At 70.9% G+C, this 19282-nt stretch carries 16 protein-coding genes; 8 read left to right on the top strand and 8 right to left on the bottom strand.

Translation table 11 applies throughout. The annotated features are described in order from the left end of the window. Nucleotides 1-129 precede the first annotated feature (129 nt). The gene (locus ACFY3I_RS23205; protein ID WP_365292850.1) at nt 130-1029 is read right to left on the bottom strand and encodes a D-alanyl-D-alanine carboxypeptidase; all 900 of its coding nucleotides are present in this window, start codon (nt 1027-1029) and stop codon (nt 130-132) included. 196 nt (nt 1030-1225) lie between these two features. Here ACFY3I_RS23205 and ACFY3I_RS23200 point away from each other — a divergent pair, with 196 nt between their 5' ends. Then, nucleotides 1226-1876 carry a GntR family transcriptional regulator gene (locus ACFY3I_RS23200; RefSeq protein WP_390862366.1) on the top strand — a complete coding sequence of 217 codons (651 nt, stop codon included), beginning with the start codon at nt 1226-1228 and terminating at the stop codon, nt 1874-1876. Then, on the top strand, nt 1873-3174 hold the full coding sequence (locus ACFY3I_RS23195) for a nitrate/nitrite transporter (RefSeq protein WP_390862364.1): 1302 nt from the start codon (nt 1873-1875) through the stop codon (nt 3172-3174). Before ACFY3I_RS23200 ends, ACFY3I_RS23195 begins: the two co-directional genes overlap by 4 nt. Nucleotides 3175-3205: 31 nt before the next feature. Here ACFY3I_RS23195 and ACFY3I_RS23190 read toward each other — a convergent pair whose 3' ends face one another. Beyond that, nucleotides 3206-3982: an SAM-dependent methyltransferase gene (locus ACFY3I_RS23190; protein ID WP_390862362.1), complete on the bottom strand. Its 777-nt coding sequence runs from the start codon at nt 3980-3982 to the stop codon at nt 3206-3208. Nucleotides 3983-4123: 141 nt separating this feature from the next. Further along, nucleotides 4124-4948 (bottom strand): maleylpyruvate isomerase family mycothiol-dependent enzyme, encoded by an 825-nt coding sequence (locus ACFY3I_RS23185; protein WP_390862360.1) that lies wholly within the window; start codon nt 4946-4948, stop codon nt 4124-4126. 212 nt (nt 4949-5160) lie between these two features. On the opposite strand from ACFY3I_RS23185, the gene ACFY3I_RS23180 reads away from it, so the two are divergent. Continuing rightward, entirely contained in the window at nt 5161-5955 is a 795-nt protein-coding gene (locus tag ACFY3I_RS23180; RefSeq protein WP_390862358.1) for a carbon-nitrogen family hydrolase, read from the top strand. A 62-nt stretch (nt 5956-6017) separates the two neighbouring features. Here the strand turns inward: ACFY3I_RS23180 and ACFY3I_RS23175 are convergent, their stop codons facing one another. Then, the gene (locus tag ACFY3I_RS23175) at nt 6018-6512 is read right to left on the bottom strand and encodes an LURP-one-related family protein (protein WP_365292861.1); all 495 of its coding nucleotides are present in this window, start codon (nt 6510-6512) and stop codon (nt 6018-6020) included. A 120-nt stretch (nt 6513-6632) separates the two neighbouring features. Here ACFY3I_RS23175 and ACFY3I_RS23170 point away from each other — a divergent pair, with 120 nt between their 5' ends. Next, nucleotides 6633-8453, top strand: coding sequence for an NHL domain-containing thioredoxin family protein (locus tag ACFY3I_RS23170; RefSeq protein ID WP_390862356.1), 1821 nt, complete (start codon nt 6633-6635; stop codon nt 8451-8453). A 15-nt stretch (nt 8454-8468) separates the two neighbouring features. Here ACFY3I_RS23170 and ACFY3I_RS23165 read toward each other — a convergent pair whose 3' ends face one another. The 3 genes from ACFY3I_RS23165 to ACFY3I_RS23155 all read right to left on the bottom strand — a co-directional run bounded on the left by ACFY3I_RS23165 (nt 8469) and on the right by ACFY3I_RS23155 (nt 11994). Beyond that, nucleotides 8469-8714 carry a DUF6458 family protein gene (locus tag ACFY3I_RS23165; RefSeq protein WP_365292865.1) on the bottom strand — a complete coding sequence of 82 codons (246 nt, stop codon included), beginning with the start codon at nt 8712-8714 and terminating at the stop codon, nt 8469-8471. Nucleotides 8715-8788: 74 nt separating this feature from the next. Next, nucleotides 8789-10087 carry a M18 family aminopeptidase gene (locus ACFY3I_RS23160; RefSeq protein ID WP_390862354.1) on the bottom strand — a complete coding sequence of 433 codons (1299 nt, stop codon included), beginning with the start codon at nt 10085-10087 and terminating at the stop codon, nt 8789-8791. 80 nt (nt 10088-10167) lie between these two features. Further along, on the bottom strand, nt 10168-11994 hold the full coding sequence (locus ACFY3I_RS23155) for an acyl-CoA dehydrogenase (RefSeq protein ID WP_365292869.1): 1827 nt from the start codon (nt 11992-11994) through the stop codon (nt 10168-10170). 176 nt (nt 11995-12170) lie between these two features. On the opposite strand from ACFY3I_RS23155, the gene ACFY3I_RS23150 reads away from it, so the two are divergent. From ACFY3I_RS23150 to ACFY3I_RS23135, 4 genes are all read left to right on the top strand, one after another. Beyond that, complete coding sequence (locus ACFY3I_RS23150; RefSeq protein ID WP_365292871.1) at nt 12171-12653, top strand: SseB family protein; 483 nt, start codon at nt 12171-12173, stop codon at nt 12651-12653. Nucleotides 12654-12835: 182 nt separating this feature from the next. Further along, nucleotides 12836-14791 (top strand): YncE family protein, encoded by a 1956-nt coding sequence (locus ACFY3I_RS23145; protein ID WP_390862352.1) that lies wholly within the window; start codon nt 12836-12838, stop codon nt 14789-14791. A gap of 132 nt (nt 14792-14923) precedes the next feature. Beyond that, nucleotides 14924-15901 (top strand): pirin family protein, encoded by a 978-nt coding sequence (locus ACFY3I_RS23140; protein ID WP_365292875.1) that lies wholly within the window; start codon nt 14924-14926, stop codon nt 15899-15901. A 166-nt stretch (nt 15902-16067) separates the two neighbouring features. Beyond that, nucleotides 16068-17117, top strand: a complete 1050-nt coding sequence (locus tag ACFY3I_RS23135) for an AI-2E family transporter (protein WP_390862350.1) — start codon at nt 16068-16070, stop codon at nt 17115-17117. Here ACFY3I_RS23135 and ACFY3I_RS23130 read toward each other — a convergent pair. After that, on the bottom strand, nt 17096-19204 hold the full coding sequence (locus tag ACFY3I_RS23130) for a SpoIIE family protein phosphatase (protein WP_365292879.1): 2109 nt from the start codon (nt 19202-19204) through the stop codon (nt 17096-17098). The genes ACFY3I_RS23135 and ACFY3I_RS23130 overlap by 22 nt on opposite strands. Between the last annotated feature and the right edge of the window lie 78 nt (nt 19205-19282).

Below are 19282 nucleotides of genomic sequence, written 5' to 3'. Positions count from 1 at the left end.
TCGAATATGCCAGTCACATACTGCGATGTTCACGATTGCGAGCGAGAAACTCGTGTTCTGCTGCGCGGAGTCGTTCGGGTATGCGAAAGGCCCGCCGCGCGGATCGCGGCGGGCCTTCGGCGGTGTGGCTCAGATCGTCGCGAAGCCGTAGTTCAGGAGCTTCGTGGCGTCCGTCGCGCGCTGGTTGATGGAGGAGGAGGCGAGGACGGTGCCGATGACCGTCTTGCCGTTGCGGGTCGCGGCGAAGACGAGGCAGTACTTGGCCTCGGGGCCGGAGCCGGTCTTGATGCCGATGGCGCCGCTGTAGCTGCTGAGCAGCGTGTTGGTGTTGACCCACGGTGCCATGGTGCGGGTGGAACCGGTCTTGGTGATCGTCTTCGCCGTGTACTTCTTCGTCTTGACGATCACGCGGAAGTTGGAGTTCTTCATCGCGCTGCTGGCGATCTTCGTCAGGTCGCGCGGCGTCGACCAGTTGTTGCCGTTGCCGATGCCGTCGAACGAGTCGAAGTGGGTGTGGGTCAGACCCAGGTTCTTCGCGGCGGTGTTCATCTTGCCGATGAAGTTGGCCACGCGCTTGGCGCGGGTGGTGCCGGTGCCGTACTTGTCGGCGAGCGCGTAGGCGGCGTCGCAGCCGGAGGGCAGCATCAGCCCGTAGAGCAGCTGGCGGACGGTGACCTTGTCGCCGACGATCAGGTGGGCCTGGGAGGCGTTGTTGCGGACGATGTAGTCGCTGTATTCCTTCTGGATGGTCACCTTGGCGTCCAGGTTCAGGTTCGACTGCGCGAGCACGACCTTGGCGGTCATGATCTTCGTGGTCGAACCGGTGGACAGCTTGGTGTCCGCGGCCTTGGTGTACAGCGTCTTCGCGTTCGCGTTGTTCATGATGTAGCCGCCCTTGGCCACGATCGAGGGCTTGGTGACGGCCTGCGCGGGCGCCGCGGTGAGGGCCCCGGTCGCCAGCAGTGCGCCGGACGTGACAGCGACGGCGGCGGCCTTGCGGAGGCGAGTGCCCTTAATACCGGTAATCAACTGAAATACCCCGAGTCGAGTCGAGTCGTAATGCCCCTGGCGTGCGGCCGAGTTGGGGGTGCCAAAGCGAATGGAGCCGCACGTGTGTGACATGTAAGTAGCACAGATGGTTGTGCAGTTGCTGAGGGCGATTTTCGTCACGTCCGCATGATGGACGCCCCACCGCATGGGTACGTGTTGTATCTATGCTGTGGGCATGAGCCTGGCCGTCAAGCAGCCCGCCGCCGCCGATCGCGTGTACTCCCATGTCAAGCAAGCCGTCCTCGACCGTCAGTACGAGGGCGGCACCCTCCTGACCGAGGGCGAACTGGCCGAGGCGGTCGGGGTGTCACGCACCCCGGTCCGTGAGGCGCTGCTGCGTCTGGAGGTCGAGGGCCTGATCAGGCTCTACCCGAAGAAGGGCGCCATGGTGCTGCCCGTCTCCGCGCAGGAGATCGCGGACGTGGTCGAGACCCGGATGCTGGTGGAGGAGCACGCGGCGCGCAAGGCCGTGCCGGCGTCGGCGCTGCTCGTGGCCCGCCTGGAGGAGCTGCTGGAGCGGCAGAAGGCCGAGGCCGCCGCCGGCGACCTGGCCGCCGCGGCCGTCACGGACCGCTGCTTCCACGCCGAGATCGTCCGCGACGGCGGCAACGAGATCCTCGCCCGCCTCTACGACCAGCTCCGCGACCGCCAGCTGCGGATGGGCGTCGCGATCATGCACGCGCACCCCGACCGGATCGCCAAGTCGCTCACCGAGCACGAGGAGATCCTGGACGCGCTGCGTGCCGGGGACGCCGACCTCGCCGTCGAGCTGGTCCACCGGCACGTCGACTGGTTCGCGCACCTGGCGCGGGGTGAGGTCCGATGAGCCGCGGCGGCGTCTCGCTGCCCGGCGATCCGCCCGGCGGCCGGCGGGCCGTGGCGATGTGGTCCATAGGCGTCTCGGTCTACTTCGTCGCCGTCATCTTCCGCACCTCCCTCGGCGTCGCCGGTCTCGACGCGGCCGACCGCTTCCACGTCAACGCCTCGGCGCTGTCCACCTTCTCGATACTCCAGCTGCTGGTCTACGCCGGCATGCAGATACCCGTCGGCCTGCTGGTGGACAGCCTCGGCACCAAGAGGGTGCTCGCCATCGGAGCGGTGCTGTTCACGGCCGGCCAGCTGGGTTTCGCGTTCTCCCCGTCGTACGGCACCGCGCTCGCCTCGCGGGCGCTGCTCGGCTGCGGCGACGCCATGACCTTCATCAGCGTGCTGCGGCTCGGCACCCGCTGGTTCCCGGCACGGCGCGGTCCGCTCGTCGCCCAGCTCGCCGGCCTGGTCGGCATGGCGGGCAACCTGGTCTCCACGCTGGTCCTGGCCCGGCTGCTGCACGGCATCGGCTGGACCGCGGCGTTCGCGGGCAGCGCACTGGCCGGCGTGGTCGTCCTGGTCCTCGCGCTGTCCTTCCTGAAGGACCACCCCGAGGGGTACGAGCCGGCGCCCCTCCCGCACCGGGGCGCGGCGTACGTACGGAAGCAGATCGCCGCCTCCTGGCGGGAGCCGGGGACCCGGCTCGGGATGTGGGTGCACTTCACCACCCAGTTCCCGGCGATGGTGTTCCTGCTGCTGTGGGGGCTGCCGTTCCTGGTCCAGGCGCAGGGGCTGTCCCGGGCCACGGCCGGGGAGATGCTGACCCTGGTGGTGCTCTCCAACATGGTGATCGGCCTGGTCTACGGCCAGGTCGTCGCCCGGCACCACGCGGCCCGGCTGCCGCTGGCGCTGGGCACGGTCTGCGCGACGGCCACCGTGTGGGCGGCGACGCTGGTGTACCCGGCCGCGCACGCGCCGATGTGGCTGCTGCTGGTGTTGTGCGCGGTGCTGGGGGCGTGCGGCCCGGCGTCCATGCTCGGCTTCGACTTCGCCCGTCCGGCGAATCCGCCCGAGCGGCAGGGGACCGCGTCCGGGATCACCAATATGGGTGGCTTCGTGGCGTCGATGACGACGCTGTTCGCGGTGGGTGTGCTGCTGGACGCGACCGGCGACGACTACTCGGTGGCCTTCTCGTGCGTGTTCGTGCTCCAGGCGCTGGGGGTGAGCCAGATCCTGCGGCTGCGGGGCCGGGCGGCCCGCCGGGAGCGGGAGCGGCTGGTGGCCAGCCGGGTGGAGACGGTGCACGTGCCCGCGTGACCCGACGCCTCCGCCCGGCTCTGCGAGTCCCTCAGGCGCGCGGCGGGCCCGCCACCGGGACGAGGGTGAGGTAGGCCAGGCCCAGTACGCCCCGGTAGGTCAGCCACGACGACCGGTGGGTGTCCAGGCGGGCCCGGGTCTCCGTGGCCAGGGGGTGGCCGGGGTTGGCCGCCAGCCACACCTCCTGGTCGGCCTGGTACGCCGACTCGAACTCCTCCCATTCCGCCGGGCTCGCGGTCTCCGTCCACTCCGGGCGGAAGCCCGCCGCCACCGCCAGGCCGATCAGCGTCGCCAGGTCGTGGTGGTCGGCGGCCGAGGCGCCGGGCCACATTCCGGAGAGCTCTTCCTCGGTCGGGGTACGCTGCCAGAAGCCCTCGCCGAGCAGGACCCGCCCGCCGTCGTTCACCAGCCGCCTGAGCTCGCGCAGGGCCGTCTCCGGGTCGTCGCCGAGCGCCTGGCTCGCCCCGAGGCACAGCACCACGTCGGCCGGGCCACGGGCCGTGCCCTGCGCGGACTCCTCGGCGAACTCCACCCGGCCGGCCAGCCCGCGCTCCCCGGCGGCCCGTCGGCCGCGTGCCAGGTCCCCGGCGTGCACGTCCAGTCCCACGCCCCGCGCGCCGGGCACGGCCTCCAGCAGGCGGAGCATCAGCTCGCCCCAGCCGCAGCCGATGTCGAGCAAGGTGGTGGGGTGCGGGTCGGCGAGCCGCCGTACCAGCGCGGCGGCGCGGTCCTCGGAGAGCGGACCGTGGAAGGTGAGCCGGGTCAGGCGGGGCGGGAGGTCCGCGTACGGCGCGGTGTCGGCGGTCATGCCGGGCAAGTTAGATCCCGACGGCCCCCGTGCCCACCGAATTACCGCTGTCGGCCGCCGTGTCGCGGACGGTCCGCCGCCCGCCGCCGTGCCGCGGGTGACCGGCGCCTGCCGCTTCCGCCGGGTGGGGCCGGGCGTCCGCTACTGGGTGACGGTGAAGTTCCGCAGGATCGCCGCCGTCAGTTCCGGGTCGCCCTCCGCCTTCACCCGGTCCGCGACCGCGTCCGGGGTGGTGCGCCCGCAGGCCAGGCGGACGTAGGTCTCCCAGTCGAGGGTGAAGATGGCGGCGGGGCCGAGCGCGGGGGTGGTCTCCAGGGTGCCGCGGCCCTGGATGTCGATGCGGATGGTGCGCAGGAACTCCACCGGACCGTGCACGTCGAAGATGACGGACGAACTGCGCGGGGCGTCGGACTCGTTGGCGACCACCCGGGGCAGCTCGTCCAGCAGTACGTCCCGGGCGATCAGCGCGCCGGGCGAGTCCAGGTTGCCCGGCCGCCCGAGTGCCGCCCGCAGGTCCTGCTCGTGCGCCCACACGTTGAACGCGTGGGTGCGCATGGCCGCTTCGAGGGTGATCTCCTTGCTCATCGGCCCGCGTACCAGGTGTCCCGGCTCCCGTGACTCGTTGCGCAGCTGGCGGTTGCGGCGGATGACCGTGTACTCCAGCTCGGAGGTCATCTCGGGCGCCGTGTGATGGCGCCGTACGTCGACCTGCATCTCCATGTAGCGCTGGTGCTCGTTGGTGACGTGGTAGAGGTCACGCGGCAGGGTGTGGATGGGGCGCGGGTCGCCGAGCATCTCGCAGTCCATGCCGATGACATGGGAGACCACGTCCCGCACCGACCAGCCCGGGCATGGTGTCCGCCGGTTCCACTCGCCCTCGGCAAGGGGCGTCACCAGCTCGGATATCGCTTCGATGGAGTGGGTCCAGGCGTCGGCGTAGGGCTGGAGGGTGGGATGCAGACTCACGGAACGGGACCCCTCGGCGGTCGGTACTCGGGCAGTTTGTGGCGGCGCTGCCAGCGGGAGGTGGCTGCTGTCGGCGGGTGTCTGGAAACTCCCCCGACTTCGCTCGAACCGGGGAGACCCCCAAGTTACGCTGCTGTGAGGCACCCCGGCAGTGCTTTCGTGTGACGATCGTAGGCCCGTGTGGACGGCTCGAATGCCAGGACGGTGGTAGTGTGCGCGCCTCGCTGATCCAGATCGACGTAAACGAGGACGAATCGGTCGAAGCGCGTCGGCGGCGCGTGACCGCACTGGTGCGCGAACAGGCGGACGCCGATCTCGTCGTCCTGCCCGAGCTGTGGACGACCGGCGCCTTCGCCTACGAGGCGTTCGCCACCGAGGCCGAACCCCTCGAAGGTCCGACCTACGAGGCGATGGCGAAGGCTGCGAGCGACGCGGGGGTCTGGCTGCACGCCGGCTCCATCCCCGAGCGGGACCCCGAAGGCCCCCTGTACAACACGGCTCTCGTCTTCTCCCCCTCCGGTGAGCTCGCCGCCGCCTATCGCAAGATCCACCGCTTCGGCTTCGACAAGGGCGAGGCGGTGCTGATGGGTGCCGGGCGGGACCTGGTGACCGTCCGGCTCCCCGCGACCACGCTGGGCGTGGCGACCTGCTACGACCTCCGCTTCCCCGAGCTCTTCCGCGCGCTCGTCGACGGCGGCGCCGAGACGCTGGTGGTCTCGGCGGGCTGGCCCGAGCGGCGACGCTCGCACTGGACGCTGCTGGCGAAGGCGCGGGCGGTGGAGAACCAGGCGTTCGTGCTCGCGTGCGGGACGGCCGGGACGCACGCCGGTGTGCCGCAGGCCGGCCACTCGATCGTGGTCGACCCGTGGGGCGAGGTGCTGGCCGAGGCGGGCGCCGGCGAGCAGGTCCTCACCGTCGACATCGACCCGGCCAGGGTCGCCGCCACCCGCGAACAGTTCCCGGCGCTCAAGGACCGCCTGCTGGGCCTCGAGGCTCCCCGCCGCTGAGGGGACCCGGCCGCCGGGGAGACCGGGCGCCGGGCGGACCGACCGCCGAGGAGACCCGCAGGTCAGTCCTCCTCGCGCTCCTTGTCGGCGAGGTGGATCACACAGACCGCCACCGCGATCAGCAGCGCCGGATCCGCGTCGTCCCGTACGACGTCGACGCCGTAGGTCTCCCGGACGTGCAGCCAGCGCCGGGAGATCACGGCCAGCAGTTCGCCGTCGTACTCCACGGCGAACTCCCGGTCGAGGATCCTGCCGCTGACGTCCAGCTCGGTGCCGTCGACCAGGTGGACGCGGTAGTGGTTGCGCAGCAGCGAGAGCCGCTTGCGCCGGATGGTGGCCAGGGGTTCGCCGTCGCGTTCGATCACCATCGTGTCGCGCAGGGCGAACATCTTCTGGTGGATGTCGACGAGCACCCGCCCCTGCCGGTCCTTCAGCTCGAAGGTGTCGCGCACCCGCATGGCCTTGCCGTCGACCAGGTAGACCTTGTCGCCGTGGTCGTCCTCGATCCAGTAGTCCTCGCCGAAGCCGAGGATCCGGTCACGTACCAGGAATCTCATGCCATTACCCCTTCCCGGACATCCGGCCACAAACGCCGCCGGTGGTCCGACGGACTGAGCGGGTGGGGCGGAGAGGGGCGCGCGGAATAGCGCCAGGGGGGCGTGTGGTTTGGTTGAACCATGGCGAAGCGCGTACGTGTCCGGGCCCCCGAGCTGGTCGGCAAGGGTGGCTGGATCAACACAGGTGACAAGCGGCTCGGTCTCGCGGAACTCCGCGGGCGCATCATAATTGTTGATTTCTGGACATTTTGCTGCATCAACTGCCTGCACGTCCTGGACGAGCTGCGGGAGCTGGAGGAGCGGCACCGGGACACCGTGGTGATCGTCGGAGTGCACTCGCCGAAGTTCGTGCACGAGGCGGAGCACCAGGCGGTCGTCGACGCCGTCGAGCGGTACGGCGTGGAGCACCCCGTGCTCGACGACCCGGAGCTCGCCACCTGGAAGCAGTACGCCGTGCGGGCCTGGCCGACGCTGGTCGTGATCGACCCCGAGGGGTACGTCGTCGCCCAGCACGCCGGCGAGGGCCACGCGCACGCCATCGAGCGGCTGGTGGAGGAGCTGGAGGCCGAGCACGAGGCGAAGGGCACCCTGCGGCGCGGGGACGGCCCCTACGTACCGCCGGAGCCCGAGCCGACCGCCCTGCGCTTCCCCGGCAAGGCGCTGCTGCTGCCCTCGGGGAACTTCCTGGTCAGCGACACCACCCGGCACCAGCTGGTGGAACTGGCCGAGGACGCCGAGACGGTCGTGCGGCGGATCGGTTCCGGCGCGCGCGGCTTCACCGACGGCCCGGCCGCCGACGCCGCCTTCAGCGAACCCCAGGGGCTGGCGCTCCTGGACGACGGCTCGGTGGTCGTCGCCGACACCGTCAACCACGCCCTGCGCCGCCTCGACGCGGCCACCGGTGAGGTGACCACGCTGGCCGGCACCGGCCGCCAGTGGTGGCAGGGTTCCCCGACCTCGGGGCCGGCCCGCGAGATCGACCTGTCCTCCCCCTGGGACGTGGCCGTCTTCGGCGGCAAGGTGTGGATCGCGATGGCCGGCGTGCACCAGCTGTGGACGTACGACCCCGCCACCGCGACCGTCGAGGTCGCCGCGGGCACCACCAACGAGGGGCTGGTGGACGGTCCCGCGGCCGAGGCGTGGTTCGCGCAGCCGTCCGGACTGGCCGCCACCGCCGACCGGCTCTGGATCGCCGACTCGGAGACGAGCGCGCTGCGCTGGGCCGACCCGGACGGACACGTCCACACGGCGGTGGGCACCGGCCTGTTCGACTTCGGCCACCGGGACGGCGCGGCCGGACAGGCACTGCTCCAGCACCCGCTGGGCGTCACGGCGCTCCCCGACGGCTCGGTCGCGGTGTCCGACACCTACAACCACGCGCTGCGCCGCTACGACCCCGCGACCGGCGAGGTCACCACGCTGGCCACCGACCTGCGGGAGCCGAGCGCCGCGGTGCTGGCCGGCGACGACATCGTGGTGGTCGAGTCCGCCCGCCACCGGCTGACCCGGCTGCGGCTGCCCGAGGAGGCGGTCCGGGTGGAGTCGGTCGCCCACCGCACGCGGCGGGCGGCGACCGAGGTTGCCCCCGGCCGCCTGCGGCTGGACGTGATCTTCCAGGCCCCGGCGGGCCAGAAGCTCGACCTGCGCTACGGACCGTCGACGCGGCTGCTGGTCTCCTCGACCCCGCCGGAGCTGCTGCTCAAGGGCGACGGCCCGGACACGGACCTGTCCCGGGAGCTGGAGCTGAACCCGGCCGTGACCGAGGGCGTTCTGCACGTCTCGGCGATGGCCGCGTCCTGCGACGACGACCCGGCCAACGAGTACCCGGCCTGCCATGTCCACCAGCAGGACTGGGGAGTGCCGGTCCGCCTCACGGAGGGCGCGGCGGACCGGCTGCCGCTGGTCCTGGCCGGCATGGACGAGAAGGCCGAAGAGGCCTAGGCCGCGGCGCCCGCGTCAGACGCCGTACCCGTTGCCGTAGTCGTCCTGGTGGTGATGGTGCCGTTCCTCGACGACCGTCGCCGGGGGCACCATGACCCGCCGGCGACGGGCGATGTTCGTGAACGTGGCGACGCCGATGATGCCGACGGCCATCAGGATCAGGCCGACGACGTCGAGGTTGACGCCCTGCATGTGCCAGTCGGTCGCGAACGTGAGGATGGCCCCCACGGCGATGAGGATGATGCACCCGCCAAGGCCCATGAGCGTTGCCTCCCCTTCAGGTTCGGTGGTTCCGGTGCACACCGGGTACCCAGGGGCGGGCGCGACATGTGCAACTACCCCTCCAGGAAAGCCGTCAGGGCGTTCGCGAGGAGGAACGGGTCGTCGGCGCCGCACAGTTCGCGGGCGCTGTGCATGGAGAGGATCGCCGCGCCGATGTCGACGGTCCGGATGCCGTGGCGGGCCGCGGTGATCGGACCGATGGTGGTGCCGCAGGGCATGGAGTTGTTGGAGACGAAGGTCTGGAAGGGGACGCCGGCCTTGTCGCAGGCGGCGGCGAAGACCGCGCGGCCCGAACCGTCCGTGGCGTAGCGGTTGTTGACGTTGACCTTGAGGATCGGGCCGCCGTTGAGCCGGGGGTGGTGCGTGGGGTCGTGGCGCTCCGCGTAGTTGGGGTGCACGGCGTGGCCGGTGTCGGAGGATACGCAGACGCTGGCGGCGAGCGCGCGTGCCCGGTCCTCGTGGGATCCGCCGCGGGCCAGGACCGAGCGCTCCAGCACGTTGCCGAGCAGCGGGCCGTCGGCGCCGGTGTCGGACTGGGAGCCGGTCTCCTCGTGGTCGAAGGCGGCGAGCACCGGGATGCAGGGGAGCTGCGGGTTTCCCGCCGCCACGGCCGCGAGGGCCGCCGTACCGGCGTGCACGGACAGCAGGTTGTCCATCCGGGGGCCGGCCATCATCTCCTGGTCACGGCCCAGGTAGGCGGGCGGTTCCACGGGGTGGGTCATCAGGTCCCAGCCGGTCACCGAGCCGGCCGGCAGACCCGACTCCTGCTCCAGGAAGGCGATCAGGTCGCCGTCGCGGACGTCGTCGCCGAGCCCCCAGACCGGTTGCAGGTGGCGCTGCTTGTCCAGCTTGAGGCCGTCGCTGCTCACCGCGCGGTCCAGGTGGATGGCGAGCTGGGGGACGCGCAGCAGCGGACGGCGCACGTCGACCAGGCGGGTGGTGCCGTCGCGCAGGCTGAGCCGGCCGGCCAGGCCCAGGTCCCGGTCGAGCCAGGAGTTCATGAGCGGCCCGCCGTAGATCTCCACGGCGACCTGGCGGAAGCCGTGCGCCCCGGTGTCCGGGCGGGGCTTCACCCGCAGGTTCGGGGAGTCGGTGTGGGCGCCGACGATCCGGAACGGCGTGTGCGGCGCGGCGCCCTCGGGGACGTACCAGGCGATGATCGCGCCGCCGCGCAGCACGTACCTGCCGCCCGCGGTCCCGTCCCAGGCGTCCGTCTCGGCGACCTGCCGGAAGCCGGCCTTCTCCAGCCGTTCCCCGGCGTTCGCGACGGCGTGGTACGGCGTGGGGCCGGCCGCGAGGAAGGACATCAGGTCGTCGGTGTGGCCGCGGTCGAAGCGGGAGGGTTCGCTCATGCTCCTCACCTTAACGACGTACGGTGGCCCGCTCCCTCGCGAGGGAGCGGGCCACCGTGGACGCAGTGGGCGGGCCGGATCTAGAAGGCGGCCTCGTCCAGCTCCATCAGGTCGAGGTCGACGTCGGCCGCGACCTTGCGGGCGAGGGTGACGCCCGGCAGCACGTTGGCCGCGAAGAACTTCGCCGCCGCGATCTTGCCGGTGTAGAAGGGGACGTCCTTGGCGGACGCCGTCTCCAGCTTCTCGGCGGCGACCGCGGCGCCCTTGAGCAGCAGGTAGCCGACGATCACGTCGCCGGAGGCGAGCAGCAGGCGGGTGGTGTTCAGACCCACCTTGTAGATGTTCTTGACGTCCTGCTCGGTGGCCGCGAGGTCGGTCAGCATCAGGCCGACGATCGCCTCCAGCTCCACGGCCGCCTTGGCGAGGTGCTCGCGGGCGCCGGCCAGCCGCTCGCCGCCGGTGGCGAGCGCCAGGAACTTCTTGATGTCCTCGGCGAGGGAGTTCAGCGCCGCGCCCTGGTTGCGGACGATCTTCCGGAAGAAGAAGTCCTGGCCCTGGATGGCGGTGGTGCCCTCGTAGAGGGTGTCGATCTTGGCGTCCCGGATGTACTGCTCGATCGGGTACTCCTGCAGGAAGCCGGAGCCGCCGAAGGTCTGCAGCGACTGGGCGAGCTGCTCGTAGCCCTTCTCGGAGCCGTAGCCCTTGACGATCGGCAGGAGCAGGTCGTTGAGCGCGTGCTCGGCCGCCGGGTCCTCGCCGTTCGCCTCCTTGACCATGATCGCGTCCTGGACCGAGGCGGTGTAGAGGACGAGGGCGCGCATGCCCTCGGCGTACGCCTTCTGCGTCATCAGCGAGCGGCGGACGTCGGGGTGGTGGGTGACGGTGACCTTGGGCGCGGACTTGTCCATGAAGTTCGCGAGGTCCGGACCCTGGACGCGCTCCTTGGCGTACTCGAGGGCGTTGAGGTAGCCGGTGGAGAGCGTGGAGATCGCCTTCGTGCCGACCATCATGCGGGCGAACTCGATGATCCGGAACATCTGGCGGATGCCCTCGTGCTTGTCGCCGATCAGCCAGCCCTTGGCCGGGTGGCGGTCGCCGAAGGTCATCTCGCAGGTGTTGGAGGCCTTGAGGCCCATCTTGTGCTCGACGTTGGTGGCGTAGACGCCGTTGCGCTCGCCCAGCTCGCCGGTCTCGAAGTCGAACAGGTACTTCGGGACGAGGAAGAGGGAGAGGCCCTTGGTGCCCGGGCCGGCGCCCTCGGGACGCGCCAGCACGTAGTGGAGGATGTTCTCCTCCATGTCGTGCTCACCGGAGGTGATGAAGCGCTTCACGCCCTCGATGTGCCAGGAGCCGTCCGCCTGCTGGACCGCCTTGGTGCGGCCGGCGCCGACGTCCGAGCCCGCGTCGGGCTCGGTGAGCACCATGGTCGAACCCCAGGTGCGGTCGACGGCGATCTGCGCCCACTTCTTCTGCTCCTCGGTGCCCTCCTCGAAGAGGATGCGGGCGAACGCCGGGCCGGAGGAGTACATCCACACGGCCGGGTTCGCGCCGAGGACCAGCTCCGCGTACGACCAGATGAGAGACGGGGGAGCGGTGGTGCCGCCGATCTCCTCGGGCAGGCCGAGCCGCCAGTACTCGGAGTCCATGAAGGCCTTGTAGCTCTTCTTGAACGAGGCCGGGACCGGCGCGGTGTTGGTCTCCGGGTCGAAGACCGGCGGGTTGCGGTCGGCGTCGGTGAAGGACTCGGCCAGCTCGTTCTCGGCGAGCCGGGTCAGCTCCTCCAGGACGCTCTTGGCGGTGTCGGTGTCCATCTCGCCGAACGGGCCGGTGCCGTACAGCTTGTCGCGACCGAGCACTTCGAAGAGGTTGAACTCGATGTCGCGGAGGTTGGACTTGTAGTGCCCCATGGTGACGGCTCCGTATCCGGATCGGCGAGGCACTGAATCCCCGCGCAAGCTTTCACATACCAACGAGTGGCTCCGATGATGCTACCCGTCGGTAATAAGACGCAACCCCCACCGGTCGAAGTGTGAGAAGGGTCTACCTTCTCGCGGCGGCCGCGTGTCTCGGTAGGCTTGCGCGCATGTATGGATACGGCCAGCCCATGGACGGTGGGGCCGCGCAGCAGCAGTACGCCCAGCCGCAGCAGCAGATGCCGGGCGGACTCGGCGGCTACGGCCAGCAGGCGCCGCTCTATCCCGAGCCGTCCCCGCCGTCCCTCGCGGACGCGGTCCGTGCCTTCACCACCGGTCAGGTGACCGCCGAGGACTTCCAGCAGGTCTTCGCCACCTCCAAGGTGTACTGCCCGCGCGGCGACAACCCCGGGTTCCTCGCGCTGCACAACACCCAGCAGCCGGTGATCCCGATGTTCACCTCGCTGAAGGAGCTGCGCAGGTACGCGGGCAAGGAGTCCAAGTACTTCGTGATCACAGGCTCGGAGGTCATCGACCTGCTGCCGACCGGCTACGGCTTCGTCCTCGACATGGAGGGCGAACACCGGATGGTCTTCGACGCGAAGGCGGTCGAGCAGATGGTGGACTTCGCGATGCGGCGCATGTACGGCTGAGGGCCGGGCCGTCCGCGCGCCGGAAAAACCCGCTCCCCCATTGTCACAGCCATGCCATAGGCTGCCCCCGGCAGCCGCGCCCCGCGCGCAACCGCTGATCAGCGGTCACGCACGGGCGCCGCGCGGCGCTCTCATCCACCCGGCGAACCCGGGTATGCACTGGGGGTTTCATCACTGTGCGCATGCGCAGCACTTCGGTCGCGACCTCGCTCGCGGTCCTCTTCAGTTCGGCGGCCCTGAGCGTCGTGGCGGCGGGGACCGCCTCGGCGGCGACCGCCACCGTCACCGGCGCCGGCGGTCTCGTCGTGGACGGCCCGCTCCAGCGGGTGTTCGTCGGCGACGCCGGGAACGGCCGGATCCTGGGCACCGACTACAGCGGCGGTGTCGTCGACTCGCACACGGGCTTGGGCAGCGTCAGCGACCTGGCCCTGTCGGACGACGGCACCACCCTCTACGCGGCCCTGCCCAACACCCACCAGATCCTCGCCCTCGACGCGGCGACGCTGGACGTGAAGGCGACGTACGCCATCCCGACCGACACCGGCCCCCGCCACCTGGCCTTCGCCGGCGGCAAGGCGTGGTTCTCCTACGGCGACCAGTGGGACGGTGACATCGGCTCCGTCGACCCGGCGGTGGACCCGGCGAGCGGGACCGACCCGGTGGCCATGGCGCAGTTCCCGACCGAGGGCACCTCGAGCGGCATCTGGGGTCAGGCGCTGCTGGACACCGACCCGACCCGGCCGGGCCTGCTGGCCGTCGGTGAGACCGGCATCTCCACCGACTCCATGGCGGTCCTCGACGTCTCGGAGGGCGCCGCCAAGGTCACCGGCTGGTACGACGGCGACTACACCCTGAACGACGGCATCCGGGACATCGACCTCGTCCCGGGCGCCGACCAGGTGCTGGTCAACGGCACCGACCGGGACGGGTGGGCGGACGGCAGGTTCGGCAAGGCCGGCGCCTACCCCACCGGGTGGAGCGCCGACGTAGCGGCGGACGGGCTGGTCGCCCAGGCCGGCGCGGGCAAGGTCGCGGTCTACCGGCCGAACGCCACCAAGCCGCTGCGCACCTACGCCGTCGGCTCGTCCGCCGACTGGCCCGGCAGCACCGTGCGCTGGGCTCCGGACTCCTCGCGGATCTTCGCCCTGGTCCCCAGCGGCAGCACCTCCACGCTCAAGGTCCTGACCCAGCCGACGCTCAACGTGCCGACGCTCACGGTCAACGCCCCCATCTCGGCGACCCGCGCCAAGAAGCTCACGGCCACCGGCAAGATCTCGGCCACGGTCCCGTTGGCGGCCGGCACCAGGCTCGCCGTCACCCGCACCGACGTCGAGAGCCCCAGCGGCAAGGCGCTGCCCTCCGTCGCGGTCAGGGCCGACGGCACGTACTCCTTCTCCGACACCCCGCCGGCCGGCGGCACGGTCACCTACAAGGTGAGCTACGCCGGTGACGCCGCGCACACCGCGGTCTCCGCCTCCGACAAGGTCGCGGTCTCCCGGGCGTCGACGAGCCTGAGCCTGAACAACAACGGCAAGCTGTACGACTACGGCACCGACGTGAAGTTCACCGCCCACCTGGGGACGTCGTACAAGAACCGCTCGGTCAAGATCTACGCGGACCCCTTCGGCGGCGACAAGGGCAAGAAGCTGATCAAGACCGGCAAGGTCGACTCGCACGGCAACATCGCCGCGTGGGTGGACATGACCCGGGACACATCGGTCTCCGCGGTCTTCGACGGCGACGCCCGCTACGCCCCGAAGACCGTGAAGGCCACGGCCTACGCGCGGGTCAGGATCTCCACGTCCTTCTCCAAGTACTACAAGACGGCGAAGATCGGCTCGACGTCGTACTACTGGTTCCACAAGAACACCGGCCCGGTGTTCAACACGACCATGACCTACTACCCGGGCCGGTCGCACCGCCTGGACCTGGAGATCTACTACCAGGGCAAGTGGTACTCGGGCGACTCCGAGTACTTCCGGCTCGGCACGAGCGGCAAGTCGTCCGTCCAGTTCGACGCCGCCGGCGAGTCCGGCATCCGGGCGCGGATGCGATCGGTGTACGTCAACGGCACGTCCGGCGACACGGTGAACTCGACTACGTACGGTGCCTGGAAGTACCTCTACTTCAGCAACTGATCCACCGGCAGGCGATCCGGTCCACTGATCGACGGTGAACGGGCCCGGAGGGAATTCCCTCCGGGCTCTCTCCGTTAGGGGTGGCAGAAAGTTCAACGCTCAACTAAAGTGGGCGTACAAGGAGGAGCCAACATGCCTGCAGTGACCGTCGAGAACCCGCTGACCCTTCCCCGCGTGGCCGCACCGGCCGACGCCGTGGCCCGTCCCGTGCTCACCGTCACGACCGCGCCGAGCGGTTTCGAGGGCGAGGGCTTCCCGGTACGCCGGGCGTTCGCGGGGATCAACTACCGCCACCTCGACCCGTTCATCATGATGGACCAGATGGGCGAGGTGGAGTACGCGCCGGGCGAGCCCAAGGGCACGCCGTGGCACCCGCACCGCGGTTTCGAGACCGTCACCTACATCATCGACGGCATCTTCGACCACCAGGACAGCAACGGCGGCGGAGGCACCATCACCAACGGCGACACCCAGTGGATGACGGCCGGTTCCGGCCTGCTCCACATCGAGGCGCCGCCGGAGTCCCTGGTCATGTCCGGCGGCCTCTTCCACGGCCTGCAGCTGTGGGTGAACCTCCCGGCCAAGGACAAGATGATGGCCCCGCGCTACCAGGACATCCGCGGCGGCAACGTCCAGCTGCTGACCACCCCCGACGGCGGCGCGCTGCTGCGGGTCATCGCAGGCGAGCTCGACGGCCACGCGGGCCCCGGCATCACGCACACCCCGATCACCATGATCCACGCGACGGTGGCGCCGGGTGCCGAGGTGACGCTGCCGTGGCGCGAGGACTTCAACGGCCTGGCCTACGTGCTGGCCGGGCGGGGCTCGGTCGGTGCCGAGCGCCGTCCGATCCACCTGGGCCAGACCGCGGTCTTCGGGGCCGGCGGTTCGCTGACCGTCCGCGCGGACGAGAAGCAGGACTCGCACACCCCGGACCTGGAGGTCGTCCTGCTCGGCGGTCAGCCGATCCGGGAGCCCATGGCGCACTACGGCCCGTTCGTCATGAACACCAAGGACGAGCTGATGCAGGCCTTCGAGGACTTCCAGAAGGGCCGGCTGGGCACGGTCCCGGCGGTCCACGGGATGACCGAGACCGGCCCGCAGGCGTAACCCACCGCCGCACCGGAAGGCCCGACGCCCACCCGCGTCGGGCCTTCCGCCGTCTCGACCTGGCGGGACGCGTCGGGGTGGAGTGGGGACAGGGACCGGGGACCGGGTCACCCGGCAGGGGGTGTACGGCAGGGCATGCGGTGGCCTCGCGTGATCCGCTGGACGCGTGTCCCTGTTGCCCGAGCCCGTGCGCCGGTTCGCCGCCTGGTGTGCCGTCCTGCTGCTGGCCGCCGGCGTCGGCTGGGTCGGCGTCCAGCTCTGTTCGGAGCTGCGCACCGCGGTGACCCCCGTGCTGCTCGCCCTCCTCGGCACCGCCCTGCTCGGTCCCCTGTACCGGCGCCTCGTCACGGTCGGTGTCCAGCGCTCCCTGGCCGCCGGTCTCACCTGCGTCGCCGTCGTCGCCGTCGTCGGCGGGGCCGTCTACATCGTCGTCACCGCACTCGTCGACACCGGCGGGCAGATCGCCTCGTCCCTCAAGAACGCCGCCAGGTCGCTCGCACGGCACTTCGGCGCCGCGGGCACCTCGCTCGACGACATCACCGGCAACGCCAAGGAACTGCTCGCCAAGTTCGGCGGGACGGCCGCGTCCAACGTCATCAGCGGGGTGAGCGTGGTCGCCGAGTCCGTCGCGGTGGCCGTGCTCGCGCTGCTGCTCGTCTTCTTCTTCCTGCGGGACTCGCACCTCTTCGTCGGCTCCCTCCGGGCGGTGGCACCCGGCGACAGCGCCGATCTGCTGGAGGCCATGGCCCGCAGGGCCTTCGAGGGCGTCGAGGGCTTCATGCGCGGCACGACCCTCATCGCGCTGATCGACGCCGTGTGCATCACCGTCGGCCTGCTGATCCTCCGGATCCCGGGCGCGGTCGGGCTCGGCGCGCTCGTCTTCGTCTTCGCCTACATCCCCTACCTCGGCGCGTTCATCTCCGGTGCCGTCGCCGTCCTGGTCGCCCTCGCCGACCGGGGCTTCGTCATCGCGCTGTGGACGCTCGGTGTCGTACTCGCCGTGCAGGTGCTGGAGGGGCACGTGCTGCAGCCGGCGATCCAGAGCCGGACCGTGCAGATGCACCCGGCGGCGGTGATGCTGACGATCACCGCGGGGGCATCCGTCGCCGGGATCCTGGGCATGCTGCTCGCCGTACCGCTCACCGCGGCCGCCTTCGGCGTCGTGCACGAGCTCCGCGGCCGTTACGCCACCGGTCAGGACCCGCAGCCCTCGTAGAGCTCGAACCAGATGCTCTTGCCCTCGCCGCGCGGGTCGACGCCCCAGGCCTCGGCCAGCAGCTCGATCAGGACCAGGCCGCGGCCGGAGGAGGCCAGTTCACCGGGGCTGCGCTTGTGCGGGAGGTCGTCGCCCGCGTCGGTGACCTCGACCCGCAGCCGGCGCTCCGGTGCCTGTCCGTCCACCTGGGCGAGCAGCAGGGCGTCCGCGTCGGTGTGCACCAGAACGTTCGTGAGCATCTCGGAGACCAGCAGCACCGCCGAGTCGACCTGGTCGGGCGAGCTCCAGTCGTACAGCAGCTCGCGCAGGTGCTGACGGGCCTCCGCGATCCGTTCGGGCTCGTCCTGGCCCACCGACATCAGGGTGCGGCGGACCCGGGGCCGTACCGCCAGCGACCCGTCGCCCCGCCCGGCGACCGGCCGGGAGAACAGCAGGACCGCGATGTCGTCCTCGCGGCGGTCGGCCAGCGGCCCGGTGGTGTGGTGGGACGAAGGGCCGTGCACCGCCTGGACCAGGGCGTCGGCCATCTTCTCCAGGTCGCTGTCGTGGTCCTCCATGATCGCCCGGACCCGCTGCCAGCCGCTCTCCATGTCATGCCCGCCGGTCTCGATCAGCCCGTCGGTGCAGAGCATCATGATCTCGCCGGGTTCCAGGGTGAACCGGGTGGTCGGATAGTCCGCGTCGGGGTCGATGCCGAGCGGCAGCCCGCCCGCCGTCGGGCGCCGCAGCACCGTGCCTTCGGCCATCCGGATCGACGGGTCGAGATGCCCCGCGCGGGCGATCTCCAGCGCCCCGGTCGCCGGATCCGCCTCGACGTACAGACAGGTCGCGAAACGGGTGTCGGTGATCTCCTCGTCGTAGGTGATCCCGTGCAGGAACCGGGAGGCCCGGGAGAGGACCGCGTCGGGGCGGTGGCCCTCGGAGGCGTAGGCGCGCAGCGCGATCCGGAGCTGGCCCATCAGACCGGCGGCCCGTACGTCATGGCCCTGGACGTCTCCGATGACCAGGGCGAACCGGCCGGAGGGCAGCGGGATCATGTCGTACCAGTCGCCGCCCACCTGGAGTCCGCCGCCGGTGGGTATGTAGCGGGCGGCCACGTCCATGCCGGGTATCTCGGGACCGAGGGTCGGCAGCATGGAGCGCTGGAGCCCGTCCGTCAGTTCCCGCTCCGAGTCGGCGATCCCGGCCCGGGACAGGGCCTGCGCCAGCATCCGGGCCACCGTGGTGAGCACGGAGCGCTCGTCAGGAGTGAACGACACCGGGTAGGCGAAGCCGGCCATCCAGGCGCCCATGGTCCGCCCGGCCACCGTCAGCGGCAGGAACGCCCAGGACCGGCGGTGGAAGCGCTCGGCCAGCGGCCAGGTCACCGGGTAGCGCGACTTGTACTGCTCCGGGGAGGACAGATACACCGCCCGGCCGGTCCGCACCACCTCCGCCGCCGGGTAGTCGGTGTCCATCGGCATGCTGCTGAAGGGGCTGTCCTCGTCGATGGTCTGGCCGTGGTGGCCGATGATCGACAGCCGGTCGCCCTTGGCTCCGAAGACGGCCAGCCCGTCCGGGGAGAACCCGGGCATCGACAGCCCCCCGGCGACCCGCAGCACCTCCTCGGTGGACCGTGCCTCGGCCAGTGCGCGTCCCGCGTCCAGCAGGAACGCCTCGCGGGAGCGCCGCCAGTCGCCGGTGACCGGATGCTGGGCGGCGGAGCCGGGGGACGGCTCGGAGACCTCCTGGATGGTGCCCGTCACCCGGTACACGCGCTCCTTGGCGTCGTACACCGGCCGGAAACGACTGCGGACGGTACGGATCAGCCGGCCCCGCTCGTCCATGACGCGCAGTCGCACCTCGCCGAGCGTGCCCTCGGTGGCGGCAAGCCGGGTGATGCTGGTGTTCTCGTTCCAGTCCACGGGGTGGAAGCGGGACCTGACCAGGGCCTCCGAGAGGACGGACGGTTCGGCCGGCAGCCCGATGAGCCGTGCCGCCTCCGCGTCCGCGGTGACCAGCCCGGTGGCCGTGTCCCAGTGCCACAGCCCGGTCGCGAGGGCGGCGAGCACGTCCTCCACGGCGGGCAGGGGCTCGCCAGTTCGCATTGCCCCACTTTAGGAAGATGAGATCGAAAAAAGCTACCGATCAGCTACCGGGTAATGGGGAGAGTCGGCCCTGAGGGG

Origin of the sequence: Streptomyces sp. NPDC001068, from assembly GCF_042897315.1 — a bacterium.
In the GTDB taxonomy this organism is placed as follows: domain Bacteria; phylum Actinomycetota; class Actinomycetes; order Streptomycetales; family Streptomycetaceae; genus Streptomyces.
The sequence above is the reverse complement of the archived record's forward strand: the minus strand, read 5'-3'. Positions and strand labels throughout refer to the sequence as shown.